Source organism: Nonlabens sp. SCSIO 43208 (assembly GCF_050703575.1).
GTDB lineage: Bacteria > Bacteroidota > Bacteroidia > Flavobacteriales > Flavobacteriaceae > Nonlabens > Nonlabens tegetincola.
Map to the genome: position 1 here is coordinate 1,166,463 of NZ_CP065365.1, position 18,310 is coordinate 1,184,772.

The window sequence follows — 18,310 nt, forward strand, 5'->3', positions numbered from 1 at the left end:
TAAATAAAATATTGCGATACTTTTAAATTTTATTTGGACAGATTCAATCAACCATTTGTTTTACTTTTTCTAGATCTAATCCGCCGTAATTTCCACTACTCATTAGAAGTAAAACGGACTGATCTAGATTTTTTTCAAGAAGCCATGTGCTGAAGGTCACAGGCTCGGTCATGATGATTAAATCATCTCGGTCAAAAGCCTCGAAAATTTGCTCCTTTGTAATAGGTGCTAATTGCTTTATGGCAACAGCCTCTGGACTGAAGAATACTACTGCCTCATCAGCAGCATCAAGAGCTCCTGCGTATTCTTTCAGGAATTCTGGATTTAAGCTGGAGTAGGTGTGTAGTTCAAGACAAGCGATGAGCTTGCGCTCGATATACTGGTCATGTACAGCTTCAGTGGTGGCTTTAACTTTACTTGGAGAGTGAGCAAAATCTTTAAAAATTACTTTACCATTAGATTCCGCGATTTTTTCTAAACGTTTAGAAGCTCCTTTAAAACTTGCTATTGCTTCATAAAAGTCATCTTCATCGATACCCATATGTTGACAAACCCATTTTGCCCCAGCAAGGTTATTTAAGTTATGCTTACCAAATATCTCTATAGGCATAGCACCTTCAGGTGTTTCTAGATAGGTAATACCGTCTATTATTTGATGTTCTGGGATGTGGTACGAGTGCTTGCGTGTAGGTTTTTTTGCAGCCTCACTAATTCTCTTTACCTCGTCATCCTCTTCATTATAAACAAGTATACTTCCATCTTTCATTAAATCAAGAAACATCTCAAATTGACTTACATAATTTTCATAAGTAGGGAAAACATTAATGTGATCCCAAGCAATACCTGACAATAAAGCGATGTTAGGTTGGTATAAGTGAAATTTAGGACGTCGATCGATAGGACTTGATAAATACTCATCACCTTCAAGAATCATAAATTCATTATCATCCGTAAGGTGCACCATAGTATCAAATCCTTCTAATTGAGCTCCTACCATGTAATCTACTTCTTTGTCGTGATAATGCATCACATGAAGAACCATTGAGGTTATCGTCGTTTTACCATGAGAACCTGCAATTACAACTCGTGTTTTGTTTTTTGATTGTTCATATAGATATTCTGGATAGCTATAAATGGTAAGACCTAATTCTTGAGCTCTGTTTAATTCAGGATTATCTTCTTTAGCATGCATGCCAACAATTACTGCATCTAGTTCGGTGGTAATTGCTTGTGAGTTCCAGCCATATTCCTTTGGTAAAAGTCCATATTTTTCTAATCTGGATTTACTAGGTTCAAATATCACATCGTCGCTACCTGTAACTTGATAACCCTTATGATGTAATGCTAGGGCTAGGTTGTGCATGGCGCTACCGCCTATTGCTATAAAGTGTACTTTCATAAATTAGTTGAGCTTTTGGTTCAATTGACTTAGGGCGGTTTGTAGTTGTGCCGATTTTGTTTTGTCTAGACCAGTCTTGTATATTTTTAATGCTTTCAATGGTAATTCTTGTTTCTCATACAATTGCCCTAGCAGCAAGTATGTAGTAGGAGAGCCTCCAATCTCAATGGCTTTCTTGTAAGAATCTTCTGCCTTTGAGTAATCTTCCTCATAGGTGTAAATAAAACCAAATGCTAAATGACCATCAACCGGTGATATTTTAAGTAATTCATCAGCATAAAACTTTGCTTTTTTAATACTTCCACCTACTATACCTGGTAGTTCACAGTACATTTGAGATAAAGCGTGCCTAGACTCAATATGCTTTTTATCTAAAATAGCAGCTTGATGCAAATGAAACTTTACATCGTCCAAATATTTAATCGCTTTAAATTTTGAAATTCCCTTGATGTAAAAAGCCATCGCTCCACCATATTTAAAATGGTAGTTAGCATTTTTAGGATCACGTTCAACCAGTATCTCAAAATAAGACATAGCTTTCTTATATTTTTTTTGATGCCCAGCGATGTCACCCAAACGCTCGATAGCTATAAGTTGAGTACTGTCTTTATCATAGATGTTCTGGTACTTTACTAACGCTTCTTGGTAATTTTTGTTCTTATACAAGGCTTCGGCATCTAGTAAATCAGTTTGTGCCTGAATAGTATAAGCTACTAAGAAAAGAATTAATAATAATACTCGTTGCATAACATCAAAAGTATCAAAAAGCAGTCCAATAATCGGTTTTCACTCATTAAAAATAGGGTTTTACTCATTTCGCTTTCGCGAAAGCGTACCTATCTCATATCTTTAATAAAAAATTGATATGAAAAGCACGCCAGCCATTTTATTCGTCCTTATCCTATTAGGTCAAATTATCGTTGCTCAATCTCCATTTCAAAATCAATGGGAAGAAATTGAAAAATTAGAGCTTTCAAATAAAATCAATGAAGCCCATAAGATACTCAACGGTATTTATGAAAAAGCTCAGGAAGAACATCTTAATGACGAGATGATTAAGGTTACGGTATTTAAATCGAAATACACACTAATTAATCAAGAAGACGCGCAACGTAAAGTCCTCAAAATGTTAGACAGCTTAATAACTATCAAACAGTTTCCTGAGCGTAACATATATCAATCCTACAAAGCTCAATTGCTATATAATTATTATAATACCAATAGGTATCTTATCGATCGAAGAAATAAACAAAATGGAGCTATTGATGACTTTAAACAATGGACTAAGATTCAATTTGTAGATGAAATCAATGCTTTATTCACTAGCTCTTTAGAAGAGCCATTAGAACTGGCCAAGATAAAAACCGTTGAATATGATGCATTATTCTTTCAACGTGTAAACGGACGATTTTTACAACCTACCTTACTGGACGTTTTGTTTAGAGAAGCATTTCCTTTTTTTAATGATCCAATCAAAAAATCATATTATTCGCCTATAAAACCTACAGAAAAGGAGATGTTCTTGCCGACGCAAGAAATCAGTGCAAATGCTACTTTGCTAAAAGTTTATCCAGTTTTAAAAATGTATAACTTATTGGAAAAGTTACATAGTCGACTGGGTAACGATCAGGCCTACCTTTACACGGTTATAGAAAGAATGAAATATGAACGTAGTTTAAGTAATGATGAATTTACCTTATTATATATAGATGCATTAGAAAAGTTCTATCGTGCAAATAAGGGAAATAAGGAAGCAAGTTTGGTTTTGAATCTGCTTGCAAGAGAGTATTATCAATTGAGCTTGAATTATTCTTTGCCAGACTTTAAATCCTACCGAAATAAAAGCATACAACTGGCTCAACTTGCTATTGATGATTATAAAGATTCCTACGGTAGTCTGCTGGCTCAAGTAATTTTATCGAGCATTTTTGAAACTACTGCAAGGATTGATATCGATAACTACGTAACACCGAATGATTCTATCTTAGGAAACCTTACATATCGTAATATTGATAATGCTACTTTATATGTGATTCCTGGTAAAAGTTACTATTTGTATAAAAACGATAGTTTGGCTAGGGATACTTTTAATAAAGCACTAGCCAATAATGAATTAATTCATGCAGAACATTTTCCTTTACACGATGTGGAAGATACTTACTCTCATGATTATCAATTTGTTGTACCTGGATTAAATGCTGGTCATTATAATGCAGTTCTTGAAGTTTGTGAAAATGACGTTTCAAAAATCAAATTTCTTTCATTCAATGTAAGCAATATCGCTGCAATAGAGCGAAAGACTCCAACCTATATTGAATTGAGTTTGTACAATCGAAAAACTGGAGCTCCTTTAAGAAGTGCTCGTGTAAAAAGATTTAATAATTATACATTTAATCCTATAGGCAATTTTAAAGTAGATCAAGATGGTAGGGTGAAATTACCTTTAAAAAAGAATGAAGACGCCAATGATTTTGATCTATTAATTATTAATGGTAAGGATACTCTAGAAACTGATTTATACGGATATCGTGAAGTAAAAACTAAATATAAACATGAGCGTATAGCTAAATCATTTCTCTATTTGGACCGTGGTATTTATCGACCTAATCAAGAAGTGTTTTTTAAAGGTATTGTTTTAGAAAACTATAAAAAGCAATCAAAAACGCTCGATAACTTTACTGTAAAACTCGAGGTAAAGGATGCTAACTATCAAGTGATTCATGAGGATACGTTGACCACTAATGATTATGGAAGTGTAAGTGGATCTTTTAAGTTACCTCAAGACGTTTTAACGGGTAGGTTTACATTGAGTTTAAATAAAATTAATGATAGAATAAGAAATGTTGACAGATGGATTAATAATCAATATAGCTTTCAAGTAGAAGAATATAAACTACCTAAGTTTAAAACTAGTTTTGAACCAATAAAAGAACTCTATAAAATCAATGATAGTGTAAAAGTTGTGGGGAAAGCAATGGCTTTATTAGGAAGCCCGATTACTAATGCACAGGTTAAATATACAGTTAAACGAAAAGCGCAATACCATTGGTATTACAGGTATAAAAACAAAGAAGAGAGTTTTCAAACGGGAACTGTTAAAACAAAAAAGGATGGTAGTTACGAGATTGTTTTTAAAGCTTTACCAGATGAAAATTATAAGAAAGGGGAAAAGGTATCTTATATCTATGAAGTAAATGCTGCTGTCACCGATTTAAATGGTGAAACTAGAGAGGCAAATACTCAGGTTAAAGTAAGTACAGAACCCTTTTCTTTATCCATTTCTAAAAACGATTTAACCATAGACAATGATACAATAACTATAGCCGCAAGGAATGCTAATGGTCAATTTGCATCTACAAAGGTGGTTTTAGAAATCCGAAAAAAGGAAAATGAGAACCGACCAATATTTCAAAAAAGAACAGAATCTAACTACTATTCTCATAGATCATACATTGTAAATGAGAAATCTGAAAATACAGAAGCCTTTCCTAAATTCTACGAATACAGTCGCGAAGATCATATAAATGCTTTTCCATACAGAGCAGCGTACAATCGGGAATTCGTATCAAGTTCTAATCGATATGAAAGCCGTCCTGCAAATGATTGGAAGGACATGCCAATCCTTTATAAAAAAGAAGTGGTGATAGATAGTATTACCTCAGTAAAAGTTCCAATTAATGAAGAATGGCAAAATGGGGCTTATTACTTCTTCGTAAAATCTATTGAGGAAGATGTTTCTAACAGACAAGAGGTTAACATCCATGCCGATAAAAGGCAACCATTGTTTCCAACAATTCTTGAGGTTGATGTCTCGCAAAATAACGACCTAACTAGTGTTACTGCAAAAACTAGTATGAATGGTATTTTTACACGTGTGCTCATATGGGATAAAAAAAGTATTTTAAAAGATGAAGTACTTTACTTTAATAAGGGAACAAATGGTGTTTCATATACATTTAAAGATGTAAAGGGAGATAATTTGAATTTTCAATTTATCACCTACATAGAAAATCATTTACATTCCATTTCCAAGACATTAAGTCTACAGAAAATTACACCAGTCAATTATAAAATTGAGACAAGTACATTTAGGGATAAATTAGCCCCAGGCGAAGAAGAGATATGGTCATTTAAAATTAAAAATCAAAAAGACCAGCCTATGGTGGCAGAGGTACTAGCGAGTATGTATGATTTGGGTCTAGATCAGTTTAAGCCTAGCTATTGGGGTTTGCCTTACTTCAATAATTATAATTACGGTATACATGTAGGTTATTTTGAAAACATAGAACCGTTAAATGATGATTCTGATAGTATCTTCTTTAATAGTACTTATGATAATACAGTGCCCACTTTGGAGTATGATAGACTTCGGTTTTTTGGACTCAATTTTAATAATCCAGGAATTGTAAATAGTAGTTATCTTAAAAACATAAGTCGTAAACATAAGGAGTTAAAACCAAAACAAGGTTTTGTAGTAGGAGTCGTGAGCGATTATGATGGTCCTTTATTAGGCGCAACAGTGAATGTGAAGGGAACGAATATAGTTACCACTACAGATTTTGATGGTCGTTATGAAATTGTTGCTCAAAAGGAGGATGTTTTGGTGGTTTCCTATGTAGGTTATGAGAGTAAAGAAATAATGGTAGGAGAGGATACGGTAATCAATACATCTTTAAACTCTTCTTTGGATGAGGTTGTAGTTGTAGGCTATAGAACAATTCATAAATCTAGATCAAATGTAGCAACTTCAGTTGTTTCAGCAATGGAAGTTATGGATAGGCCAAATTCATCAGTCATTCAAAGATTACAAGGTCAAGTACCTGGTTTGCAAGTGCAATACTCAAGTGGTCAACCTGGTGCAAATCCACAGGTTTTAATAAGAGGAATATCATCTGGTCAAAGCAATATATCACCTTTATATATAGTTGATGGTGTTCCTGTGAATAAGGAAGACTTCAAAGGGCTTAATCCAGATGATATTAAAGAAATCGCAACTCTTAAAGATGCGGCAGCAACATCCATTTATGGTAATCGTGGAGCAAATGGAGTAATTGTGATATCAACCAAACAAGGTATTTCAACTGCAGACATTGTTAATCAGGAAATAGAATTAAACAAAGTCAAGGCTAGAAAAAACCTAAAAGAAACTGCCTTTTTCCTGCCACACTTAAAAACAGATAAACAGGGGAATCTTAAAGTAAGTTTTACGAGTCCAGAAATGCTTACCGAATGGAAATTTCGATTACTAGCCCATAACAAACAAGGTCAGTTTGCACAACTCACTAAAACAGTGCGGACTCAAAAAGATTTGAGCATTGTTCCCAACGCACCGCGATTCTTAAGAGAAAAAGATACCATTAAATTATCTACTAAAATAGCCAACCTTTCTGAGGAGGATTATAACGGTATAGCTCGATTACAATTATCAAGTGCAATTGATGGTTCAAGTATTGACGATAAATTTAATAACACTAGCGCTACTCAGAATTTTCAGGTAGATGCCGGTGGTAATACATCAGTAGCATGGACTTTTGTGGTCCCAGTAGGAGCGCCGCCAGTCACTTATAGAATTACTGCAAGTACAGGCAAGTTCTCAGATGGAGAAGAAAATGTATTACCTGTTCTTACTAATCGCGACTTGGTTACTGAGACTCAGTCTATGTGGGTAAGATCAGGCGTTAATAAAAGTTTCACCCTTAACAATCTTAAAGAGAATAATTCCAGCACTTTAGAACATCATAAACTTACATTAGAATACACTTCAAACCCTGCATGGTACGCTATTAAAGCCTTACCTTATCTTAAGGAATATGAACACGAGTGTGCCGAACAGACTTTCTCTAGATATTTTGCCAATGCTACATCGGCACATATTTTAAACAGTCATCCAGAAGTGAAAAAGGTTTTTGACAAATGGGCAGCACTAGACGTTCCTTTATCAAAGATGGAAAAGAATGATGAACTCAAATCTATTTTACTTACCCATACTCCATGGGTGCTAGATACGCAGGATGAAAAAGAACAGCTTAAAAGACTAGCAACTTTGTTTGATCTGGATCGAACAGCTAGAGAGCAGAAACGTACTTTCAAAAAACTTAAGAAACTTCAAAATAATTCGGGATGGTTTCCATGGTTTAATGGCGGTGCAGACAATGAATACATTTCTAGACATATAGTCTCGGGAATAGGTCGAATGGAACAACTGCAAATTAGACATGAAAATCAGGAAGAAATGAGAGCTATGTACGATAAAGGTGTTCATGCGCTTGATAAAAAATGGGAAGAGCAGTTCAAGAATCATCGTACCAATTATGGTCGTATTACAGATACAACTAAATTTAAAAGTCCTGAGGACTATAATTTCTATTACGGTTATTGGCATTACCAATATGCGCGCAGCTTTGGGATGTCTCAAAAAAGGCTGAAGCCTGTAACTGGAATTTTAAAGGAGTATGAGGATTACGCTTTCGCGAAAGCAAAAACAGAATTTGCAACCCATACCAGGTACCAACAATTATTAATAGCACTTGTTTTACATCGCAATGGCTTTACCAATGATGCTCAAAGGATTCTAGAAGGTTTAAAACAAATTGCTATTAATAGCGAGGCAAGAGGAATGTATTGGGAGAATACAAAATACGGCTGGAGATGGTACAACAATGATGTGAACACTGTTGCACTAGCTATTGAAGCTTTTGCTGAGATTACAGACGATCAAGAAACAGTAGAGTCTTTGAAGGTCTCTTTGATTAGAAGAGGACGAGCAAATAGATGGGATTCAACAAAGTCTACCGCTATGGCTTGTTACGCCTTATTGTTAAAAGGAGATAACTTCACTAGTATCAGCGCTGAACCGCGTATTTATTGGGCAGGCAAAGATGTGATAAATGAAATGCTAAATGAAGACCAGGTTGAAGAGGGAACGGGATATTTTAAAACTAGTATAGACAAGGAAAAAATATCTAAAGATTATGCAACCGTTACGGTAGATAACAAATCGAGTACTACAGGTTATGGAGCCTTGTACTGGCAATATTTTGAAGACTTAGATAAGATTAAGGCGCATTCAGGTGATGGTCCACTTAAGGTTAAAAAACAATTATTTAAAAATATTACAAACGATGATGGTGCTAGTTTGCAAGAAATCACTCAAGAAAACCCGGTTAAAATAGGTGATCTTATTACAGTGCGTATTATCATCACGGCGGTAGAGGATATGGAATACATTCACTTAAAGGACATGCGTAGCAGTGGCTTTGAACCAGTAGATGTTATTTCAAAGTATAAATGGCAAGATGGTCTAGGATATTATCAAAGTACCAAGGATGTAGCTTCTCATTTCTTTTTTGATAAAATTGGTAAAGGGACCTATGTATTTGATTATAACGTACGAGCAAACAATGCTGGTCAATTTTCTAATGGAATAACTCGAATAGAATCAATGTATGCTCCAGAATATGGAAGCCATAGTTCAGGTACTAGAGTAAATATTGTGGAATAATATAGGAATTCACATTTTACATAAGTATTTGTGGTTAATGTCTAGCGAACTTTTTATCCTTTAAACGATGAGTTTCTAAAGCACTGTATTAATTATCACATTTGTTTAGGTTTCTCTATTTTAGTCATGGAAAAACATTCATGGACATAAAAATTAAAAAGATTACCGCTAGAGAAACCTATATAGTGCGCCATCCAGTATTGCGCCAGGGTAGACCTATAGATTCATGTTACTGTGAAGGTGATGATGACTTAAGTACCATTCACCTAGGCGCAGTAATAAGTGATGAGGTTTACGGTGTAGCATCTTTTATGAAAATCATGGCTCCGGTTGCTTTTCCAGTACATTCAAAAACTCAGTACCAATTGCGTTGCATGGGTGTTATAGAAAAAGCACAGGGAATGGGAATAGGAGCGCTTATCATGAAAAAAGGATTTCAAGTACTACAAGAAAATCAAATTGATATTTTATGGTGTAATGCAAGAATTAATGCTGTTCCTTTCTATGAGAAATTAGGCTTTAGTGTCCAGGGTGAGATGTTTGACATACCACTGGTAGGACCTCATTATAGAATGTGGAAAGAATTAAAAAGTATTTAAGACATGAAGCACCTATTTTTTGTTCTTCTTTTTTGTGTACTGGGCTCTCAAGATAAGGGTAAGCTCACAGGGCAGTCACCTAATCCAAACAACTTGTTAGAGATTGAGGCGCAACAGGCATTTGATAGGATGAAAGCTGCTGCATTTAAAGATGGTATTGAACTACAAGTTGTCTCTGGCTATCGCAGTTTTGAAAGGCAACAGGCTATATGGAACCGTAAATACAAACGGTATGAAAAGCAAGGTATGTTACCCGATGCAATTTTTGATAAAATTGTAGAATACAGTACCGTGCCAGGAACATCACGCCATCATTGGGGTACCGATTTAGATATTATAGACGCTGCTGCTACTTATAAAGGCGATGTTCTTGTTCCAAATAAATTTCATGGTAATGGCCCTTTTTGTAAAATGAAAGAATGGATGGAACTTCATGCCAGTAAATATGGATTTGAATTAGTTTATACCTTGAATGAAAATCGAACTGGATTCAACTATGAACCGTGGCATTATAGTTATGTTCCGCTTTCGCGAAAGCGGTATAAAAAATATCTTGAAGAAATTGATCTAATACCTTTTTTACGCAGTCACAAAATATTAGGAATGAATAAAATAAGTGATGGGCGTTTAACTAGGTATCTCGAGGAGCATATCAAAGGAATTAATCCAAAATTAAAATAGTAATTTTAAACCTAAATACTTAATTATGAGAGGTGGATCCGGTAAAATAAGATTGTTTATAGGTATGGCTATTGTAGCATTTGCCGTGCTTAAATATTGCGGTAGTGCTGAAACAAATGAGTTTACAGGAGAAACTCAATACATTGATCTTTCAGTAGAAGAAGAAATAGCACTTGGATTGCAAGCAGCTCCTAGTATGATTGAGGAGCACGGTGGTTTACATCCCGATAATCGTGCTCAAACGCTAGTGGATCAAGTAGGTTTCAATCTGGTACAAAGTAGCATTGCCAAAGAATCCAATTATCAATGGGATTTTCATTTACTAGCCGATGATAGGACGATAAATGCATTTGCGCTTCCTGGCGGACAGTGTTTTATAACAGCAGCCTTATTTAATCAACTTCAAAATGAAGATCAGTTGGCCGGAGTTATGGGTCATGAAATAGGTCATGTGATTGCCAAACACAGCGCTGCTAGAATGAGCCAGCAAGGGCTAGCCCAAGGAGTTATTACAGGTGTAAGTGTAGGAACCGAAGGTGGTGGACAAACTGCTGCTGCCGTTGCACAAATGTTGACCATGAAATATGGTAGGGACGATGAATTGCAAAGTGATGATCTAGGTGTAAAAATGATGATTGATGCAGGTTATGAACCTCAAGAAATGATAGGTGTGATGAAAATTTTAAAGCAAGCAGCTGGTCCTAATCGAGTTCCGGAATTTCAAAGCACCCATCCAGATCCAGACAATAGAATAGAGCGTATCAGGGAATCAATTAGAAAATATCGCGGCTAATGAGTAGTATCAAAATTCTATGGAGTAAAGAAGGTAAATGGCTGTTCGAGCCTTATCGTTATGAGAATAATCGATCTATTCCAACTGATGCGAATAAATTTTTAAAAAACGTTTTCCTTACTTTAGATCATATTTGGGAAAAGCAAGCCTTATTACTAGAGTTTCCCGATGGTCGCACCATAAATATCCTTGATGAATTTATGTCCAGGAATGACAAAAATTTAATCATACGCGATGGTGAGAAAAATCAATACGAGGGAACTCGTGATATTATTACTTTTTATGATGAGGTTGGAAGTGTGTTTAGAAAAGACTTGCGTAAACCTTGGATAAAATCAAATATGGGTCGCAATACCGCTGCCAGTATTCTGGCTCATGAATTTATTCACGCGTATCACGAGCAATTCGAGTACGAGGCTTACCGCGCTAGAAAAAACCAGCGATTCCCAGCCTGGAAGGTGCGTTATCCACATTTTCCTAACCAGGAAGAAGTGCTGGTTACCACAGATTTAGGTAATCAGGCCATACGCAAATTAGGTGATGATGAACGACAGCATTACAAGCGCAATTACTATCCTACAAAAAGTCCTATTACACAAGAGCCTGCTAGTGAAGGTGAAGTAGTCTAGTATTGTAAAATTATTCTAATAAAAAAGCCGCTAGGAAACTAGCGGCTTTTGTTTATTTTCTTGTTGAGATTAAAAATTATAAACTACTTCTAGTTTATAATCTTTAAGAGATTTTTCTGCTTTTTCTAGGTCTTCTGTAAAGCCTAAAATATATCCACCGCCGCCAGAGCCACATAATTTTAAATAATAGTCGCCTGTATCCAGTCCTTTTTTCCAAAGCTCATGAAACTGGGCAGGTATCATGGGTTTAAAGTTGTCTAGAACTACTTTAGAAAGATGTTTCACATTACCAAACAGTCCTTTAACATCACCGCTTAAGAAATCTTCTACGCACATGTCTGTATATTTTACAAACTTGTCCTTTAACATCTTACGAAAACCTTCTTGTTTCATGTTTTCCATGAAAATGTTTACCATAGGAGCAGTTTCACCTACAATACCACTATCAATTAAGAAAACAGCACCGTTACCCGACTGCTTTTGTGATGGAATTCCCGCAGGTTCAATATCTTCTTTACTATTAATTAGTATTGGTAAACTTAAATAAGAATTTAATGGATCTAGACCAGAGCTTTTACCGTGAAAAAAGCTTTCCATTCTACCAAAAATACTCTTGAGTTCCAGTAATTTTTCTCTTGTAAGATTCTCGAGAACGGTAATTTTTTCCAAAGCATATTTATCGTAAATAGCTGCGACAAGAGCACCACTACTTCCTACACCATATCCTTGTGGGATGCTACTATCAAAGTACATTCCAGCCTCTATATCTTTTTTGAGACTCGTGATATCAAAATTTGGAAAATCCGATCCTTTGCTCAATTCTTCTAGATGATTGGCAAAACGGCTTAAGTTCTTATTAGATTGTTGATTTTTTTCAGAAAGGTCATCACTTATTTTAAGTGCACCTTTATAAAAGTTGTAAGGGATTGAAAGACCTTTTGAGTCTTTGATGATCCCGTACTCTCCAAAGAGTAAAATCTTAGAATAAAAAAGTGGTCCTTTCATAAAAATTAAGCTAGCAGTTTTGATGCTCCACTACCTATTTGATCACAAATATACTGAGAGTTTTGACAATACACAGCTAATTTCTCGTTAATCCATTCATATACAGCAGTTCTGTGATTGTTAGGATACAGTAAATGAACGTTAGCTCCTGCATCTAGGGTAAAACACACAGGGATTTGCGTTTCTTTTCTATATTTCCAAATTTCTTCGATAATACGCAATGTATTAGGTTTCATTAATATGAAATAAGGATGAGAAGTCATCATCATTGCGTGTAAAGTGAGCGCTTCGCTTTCAGTGATTTTAATGAAGGTCTCGATATCGCCTTCCTGTAAAGCTTTTTTAAGTAGAGTAAGATTTTGCGGTGCTTGTTCAAATCTCGCTTTCGCGAAAGCGTGATCATTCATAAGCCCATGACCAACTGTAGAGCTTACCGTTTTTTGACCTTTATCGACTAATAGAATAGTGTCGTGATAATTTTGAAACGTGGGATGCAATAATTTTGTTTGATCTACACCATACAAGTTTGAGCTACCTACTGTATCATCGTGCTCACCCCAAACGACTAATTGACCTTGTAAACTGCGACAAGCGCTACCAGAACCTAATCTAGATAGGAATGACATTTTATCGTAATCTAAATCCAAACCAGTAAGTTGAGATTCAAAATCTATAATACAGGCGCTTAATGCAGCCATACTACTTGCGCTACTTGCTATTCCAGAACTGTGTGGAAATGTGTTGCGAGTATCAATATTGAAATAGTAATTCTTTATCCACGGGCTGTAAGAAGATATACGCTCAAAGAATGCTTTTATTTTGGGTGCAAAATCTGGTTTTTCAACACCTTCATATGAAATTTTAAAACCGTGCTCGCCTTTAACAGCGTTTACTGTAGTAATGGTGCGGCAGGCGTTAAGTGTAAAGCTTATAGAGGGATTTGCGGGCAATTGCATGCCATGCTTTCCCCAGTATTTAACTAGTGCAATATTACTAGGTGCTTGCCATGTAGTAGTTAACGAGGTGATTTCCTTGATCTCTTGTTGAAGTATGAATTCTGTTTCCAAGATAATTTTGTTTAAAGCAAAGATAGTCTACAAGACCTTAGTCTTCTAAATAGAGTAGGGCATTGTATATGTCTTCATTAATTAAAATAAATATTAAAAGGGTAGTGGTGCTTTTATTCATAGGTCCTATGGATCATTAAAAATGCTATAATCTCACTATTTTTAAAAATGTTGTAACATTTGTGCTGGTAAGAGGTCAAATGAATTGTATTACTTTTAATTTGTCAAAAAACGTTTATGGTATTTTTACGCTTGATTAAGGAAAGTCTGATTTTTGCGCTTAATGCTTTGCGTACTAATCTGTTGAGGGCTTTCTTGTCTTTGCTTGGAATTACCATTGGAATTTTTGCTATTATAGGTATTCTAGCAGCAGTTGATTCGCTAGAGAAAGAGATTGAAAGTGGCTTAAGCGCACTAGATATTTCTACAATCTATGTATTAAGATTTTCTTTTGGTCCAACAGAATTAGAACCATATCAATTTGAAAACTGGCCCGACGTTAGTTATGATGAATTCCAAATGCTCGAGCGCAGTCTGCCAGATCTAGACGCCATTACCTACACGATGTTTATGTCACCTGAAAACATCAAGTTTGAGGATAAAACAGCAACTGGTGTGAATATCATTCCAGGTACAGAATCCTTTTTTGACTTAGAAAGACTTAAACTTTCAGAAGGACGATTTTTTAATGGTAGTGAATCCAACAGCGGTTCTCCAGTAGTAGTAATTGGTGCCGAAGTTGCCAATAGCTTATTTGGCAAAGCTAATCCTATAGGGAGAAGAGTACGGCTGTATGGGAATAAATTTACGGTTATAGGCGTACTTGAAAAGGAAGGAGCAGGAGCTAGCATAGGACCTTCCAAAGATGGTAGTGCTTATTTACCTGTGAACTTTGTAAGAAGAATTTATGGTGATAACGATAGGACCAAAACAAGTGCCTTTATCTTGAAACCTAAAAAAGGAGCAGATCAGGATGAATTTATAGCTATGCTAGAACAAAAGCTAAGAAACTACCGAGGAATCAAACCCGATGAGTTAAGCACTTTTTTTATTAATCCACTTAAAGGATTTGCCGACTTTATAGGCACGGTTACAAGTACACTTACTTTTATAGGTGTGATTATATCTGGATTTTCAATGCTAGTAGGTGGTTTTGGAATTGCAAATATCATGTTTGTGAGTGTTAAAGAGCGCACCAATTTAATTGGGATACAGAAGTCATTAGGAGCAAAAAGCTTTTTTATTTTGTTTCAATTTTTATTTGAATCTATTATTCTAGCCTTGTTAGGTGGAGCTTTTGGTTTGTTATTCGTGTGGTTAGGAACTTTGATTGCTAGTAGTTTGACTGACGAATTTACCTTTATTCTAAGCTTGAACAACATTTTGATAGGATGTAGTGTGAGTGCGTTTGTAGGTTTAATAGCAGGTATTATACCGGCCTTTTCTGCTGCACGTTTAGATCCTGTGGAGGCAATTAGATCTGGAATGTAATTCCCTTTATACTTTACCTTACTTTTGTTCTAATGAAAGTTTCTCAAATTGAACATAGTTTGCAGTTTTATGCTAATGGTAAATTTCTCATTACTGGTGAATATGTAGTGTTAGACGGAGTGCGTGGACTAGCAGTGCCCTTAAATTTAGGGCAACGTATTCAAATTACACCGCGTACAGATCAAGCTATAATTTGGAAAAGTTTCAATGCCGATGGTGGTATTTGGTTTCACTGGCAAACTACGGTGAATTCTTGGAGTGAATCTTCAAGTGACTCAGTAACTCAAAAGCTTATAGATATACTTAAGCATGCCCAAGAGTTAGCTGGCAGCTTTATTTTGGATAAAGGTTGTGAAATAACAATGCATCTAGATTTTGATAGACAGTTTGGAATGGGTTCTAGCAGTACTTTGATTTCATTAATTGCTCAATGGTTTCAAGTTGATCCATACACATTACAATTTCAGTCTTTTGGAGGCAGTGGTTATGATATCGCGTGCGCTACCTCAAACGGTCCCATTGTATATAGATATCATCCTGAGCAGCCTAGTTATGAATCTATAGATTTTGATCCTGATTTTAAAGATGACTTATTTTTTGTGTACCTGAATCAAAAACAGGATAGCAGACAAAGTATCGCGAGATTTGATAAAGATTTGCTTTCAGAAAACGTTAGAATACGTTTAAATCAAATACCAGACTTGTTAGTTTCATGCAAGGATTTAATTGAGTTTGAAAATATACTTCATGAGCATGAACAGCTTATCTCAAGACTTATTGGTCTAGAACCGGTTCAAAAGGTATTGTTTAATGATTATACCGGTGTTGTAAAATCATTAGGTGGTTGGGGAGGAGACTTTGTTCTTGCAACCGGTGATGAAGCAAAACAAGAATATTTTAAAAAGAAAGGATACGACGTTATTTATAAGTGGAAGGATATTGTATTATAAGAACTAGTATCAAGTAACAAAAAAAACGCCTCGATAAAATCGAGGCGTTTTTTGAATAAGGGTAAAAAGTCTAATAGAAATTCTTTCTATTGTCAACTATGTCTACTTTTTTCTTAAGTGCTTCAACTAATTTTGAACTAGCTTGATTAGCATTTGTATCAGCTAATAATTTGGCCTGTGATGTGAAGTTTTCTAATTCTGGAGCTTCTGAAATACCAGTAAGGTTAATTACATATACTCCTTTTTCACCTGCTATAGGTGATGAAGTAGTACCTTTTGAAAGACCAAACGCTGTACCTACAACAACTGGTTCCTGACCAGCTCCTGGGATAGTAGGATTTTTACGATTGATTGAGGCTGCACTGCGCACTGATTGACCTTGAGCCTTAGCAATAGCATTAATATCGTTGTTTGATATTTTAGCCATTATCATTTCTGCTTTCTTCTTATTACGTAGTATAGGAGTAACCGTAGCGCTTGCTTCTTCACTAGACATGTTTCCTGCTTCACTTGCACGCGTTACTTTAACAATTACAACTCCTTGTGGAGTGTCAAATTTCTCTATATCTCCAACCTCTGTTTCTTCATTGAATGCCCAACGAACAACTTCACGATTCTTTTGAATCAATGGTAATGTTTCATCCATAGGCTTGATACTGGTTACTGGAGTAGTAGTCTTTTTAAACTCTTTAGCAGTTTCAGTAAAGTCACCAGATACTGCTGCTTGTTGAAACTTAATAGCTTCTTTTCTCATTGCTTTTGTAGTAGCTTTAGATGGCTTAACAGCTTTTGAGATACTAGCAATTTTATAAAGATCTACAGGTGCTGCTGTATCGTCAATACGGATGATGTGGTATCCAAAACTAGACTCTGCTATTCCAATAGTTCCTTTGTCATTGTCATAAAGGAAATTTCTGAAACCTTCTGCAAAATTTCTTGCGTTACCTGAGTAGGTTACCCAACCTATATCCTCAGCCTTAGCGATATTTGTATTTTCTTCAAAATATTCAAATTTTGAATCAAAACGTCCTTTGTTTTGACCTATTAAGTTAAAGATACTATCAGCAACAGTTTTTGCTTCTTCTTTGGATCTTGTGATATTTGCAGCAGCTCTTTGAGCACCTTGATAAGCAACTAGTATGTGACGGTTTTGCACGCTATCCATTACAGATTTTTTGTCTTCTAATAGAGAAACCTTCATCATATCACGATCTTCATAAGGACCAAAAGTAGTACCTAATTCTTGTGATATAATTGGTTTTACAGCAGTAGGTAAACGGCTTTCTAGCAGGTAGTCGCTAGAATAACTTTGCTCACTATACTGATTAACGTATTGTTGTACATCCTTTGCATTGTTGAATGCAGGGATTTTAGTAAAACTGTCGTTAGAACTATTGTAAACCGAATCTGCTCTTAAACGTTTTGCTAAATCATTTTTTATAGCTTCCTTATCGCTATCGCTTGCTACATCAGCAAACAAGACCATTTGAAGATCTCTTTGTGCTTCTGTTTGAAACTCTTTAGAGTGAGATGCTATGTATGATTCAATCTCAGATTTTGAAACTTCTACTGTGCTATCTGCGATAGTTGTGTATGGAATTTGGACATAGTTAAAACTACGCTGTTCATTTTCCATTAAATAATCCATTCTAGCCTCTGCATTTGTACCTACAAATCCTGACTTAAGTAATTCAAAGAATTTCTCTTGCCTTAAATTTGATCGTACATCGTTTAAATAGTTTTTCCAAGTTTGTGGATCATTTTGTAAAAAGCTTTCCTCATAAGTTTTGAAAGCTCCTTCGTTGAATGTTCCATCAGCGTTTTGAAACTGTGGATTGCTTTCATAGAAAGAACGCACTTGATCTCTTACTTGTGCATCGGTTACCTGAATACCAGCTGCTTCCATTTGTTCTGATAGTACGGCATTGCGCACTTCAGAATTCCACACGCTATTTACAGCTTGTACAGTAGATCCACTAGGTCCCATATTACGAGACATGTTTTCTACTTTTTGTGCAAAATCTGTTTGATTGATTTCAACATCGCCCACATATCCGATTGATGTTTCTTGTTTTTGATCACTTGAAGTAAGTGCTCCTTGCACGATAAAGGCAAATAATGCCAGTGCTATTACTAATATTAAGATCACGCCACGGCTTCTGATCTGTTGTAATATCGCCATTGTTCTTTAACTT

General features: G+C 35.5%; 12 protein-coding genes. 7 read left to right on the forward strand and 5 right to left on the reverse strand.

The genetic code is table 11. The features are described 5' to 3' along the window. Nucleotides 1-43: 43 nt before the first annotated feature. Both I5168_RS05520 and I5168_RS05525 read right to left on the reverse strand, forming a co-directional pair. Nucleotides 44-1,399 carry a UDP-N-acetylmuramate--L-alanine ligase gene (locus I5168_RS05520; RefSeq protein WP_431472647.1) on the reverse strand — a complete coding sequence of 452 codons (1,356 nt, stop codon included), beginning with the start codon at nt 1,397-1,399 and terminating at the stop codon, nt 44-46. Between the two features lie 3 nt (nt 1,400-1,402). Beyond that, entirely contained in the window at nt 1,403-2,146 is a 744-nt protein-coding gene (locus I5168_RS05525; protein ID WP_431472648.1) for a tetratricopeptide repeat protein, read from the reverse strand. A gap of 118 nt (nt 2,147-2,264) precedes the next feature. On the opposite strand from I5168_RS05525, the gene I5168_RS05530 reads away from it, so the two are divergent. The 5 genes from I5168_RS05530 to I5168_RS05550 all read left to right on the forward strand — a co-directional run bounded on the left by I5168_RS05530 (nt 2,265) and on the right by I5168_RS05550 (nt 11,602). Continuing rightward, nucleotides 2,265-8,900: an MG2 domain-containing protein gene (locus I5168_RS05530; RefSeq protein WP_431472649.1), complete on the forward strand. Its 6,636-nt coding sequence runs from the start codon at nt 2,265-2,267 to the stop codon at nt 8,898-8,900. 140 nt (nt 8,901-9,040) lie between these two features. Continuing rightward, nucleotides 9,041-9,499: a GNAT family N-acetyltransferase gene (locus I5168_RS05535; RefSeq protein ID WP_431472650.1), complete on the forward strand. Its 459-nt coding sequence runs from the start codon at nt 9,041-9,043 to the stop codon at nt 9,497-9,499. A 3-nt stretch (nt 9,500-9,502) separates the two neighbouring features. Then, entirely contained in the window at nt 9,503-10,180 is a 678-nt protein-coding gene (locus I5168_RS05540; protein WP_105018064.1) for a M15 family metallopeptidase, read from the forward strand. Between the two features lie 25 nt (nt 10,181-10,205). Beyond that, the gene (locus tag I5168_RS05545) at nt 10,206-10,973 is read left to right on the forward strand and encodes a M48 family metalloprotease (RefSeq protein WP_431472651.1); all 768 of its coding nucleotides are present in this window, start codon (nt 10,206-10,208) and stop codon (nt 10,971-10,973) included. Next, nucleotides 10,973-11,602: a hypothetical protein gene (locus I5168_RS05550; RefSeq protein ID WP_431472652.1), complete on the forward strand. Its 630-nt coding sequence runs from the start codon at nt 10,973-10,975 to the stop codon at nt 11,600-11,602. The genes I5168_RS05545 and I5168_RS05550 overlap by 1 nt, the downstream gene beginning before the upstream one ends. Before the next feature lie 69 nt (nt 11,603-11,671). On the opposite strand, the gene I5168_RS05555 is transcribed toward I5168_RS05550, so the two are convergent. Both I5168_RS05555 and I5168_RS05560 read right to left on the reverse strand, forming a co-directional pair. Further along, nucleotides 11,672-12,607, reverse strand: coding sequence for a mevalonate kinase family protein (locus I5168_RS05555; protein WP_105018067.1), 936 nt, complete (start codon nt 12,605-12,607; stop codon nt 11,672-11,674). A 5-nt stretch (nt 12,608-12,612) separates the two neighbouring features. Next, complete coding sequence (locus tag I5168_RS05560; RefSeq protein WP_431472757.1) at nt 12,613-13,680, reverse strand: diphosphomevalonate/mevalonate 3,5-bisphosphate decarboxylase family protein; 1,068 nt, start codon at nt 13,678-13,680, stop codon at nt 12,613-12,615. A 231-nt stretch (nt 13,681-13,911) separates the two neighbouring features. Here I5168_RS05560 and I5168_RS05565 point away from each other — a divergent pair, with 231 nt between their 5' ends. Together I5168_RS05565 and I5168_RS05570 are read left to right on the forward strand one after the other, a co-directional pair. Continuing rightward, a complete protein-coding gene (locus I5168_RS05565; RefSeq protein ID WP_431472653.1) occupies nt 13,912-15,165 on the forward strand; it encodes an ABC transporter permease in 1,254 nt (417 codons plus the stop codon). Nucleotides 15,166-15,197: 32 nt separating this feature from the next. Continuing rightward, the gene (locus I5168_RS05570; protein ID WP_431472654.1) at nt 15,198-16,115 is read left to right on the forward strand and encodes a GYDIA family GHMP kinase; all 918 of its coding nucleotides are present in this window, start codon (nt 15,198-15,200) and stop codon (nt 16,113-16,115) included. A 70-nt stretch (nt 16,116-16,185) separates the two neighbouring features. On the opposite strand, the gene I5168_RS05575 is transcribed toward I5168_RS05570, so the two are convergent. After that, the gene (locus I5168_RS05575) at nt 16,186-18,297 is read right to left on the reverse strand and encodes a peptidylprolyl isomerase (protein WP_431472655.1); all 2,112 of its coding nucleotides are present in this window, start codon (nt 18,295-18,297) and stop codon (nt 16,186-16,188) included. Between the last annotated feature and the right edge of the window lie 13 nt (nt 18,298-18,310).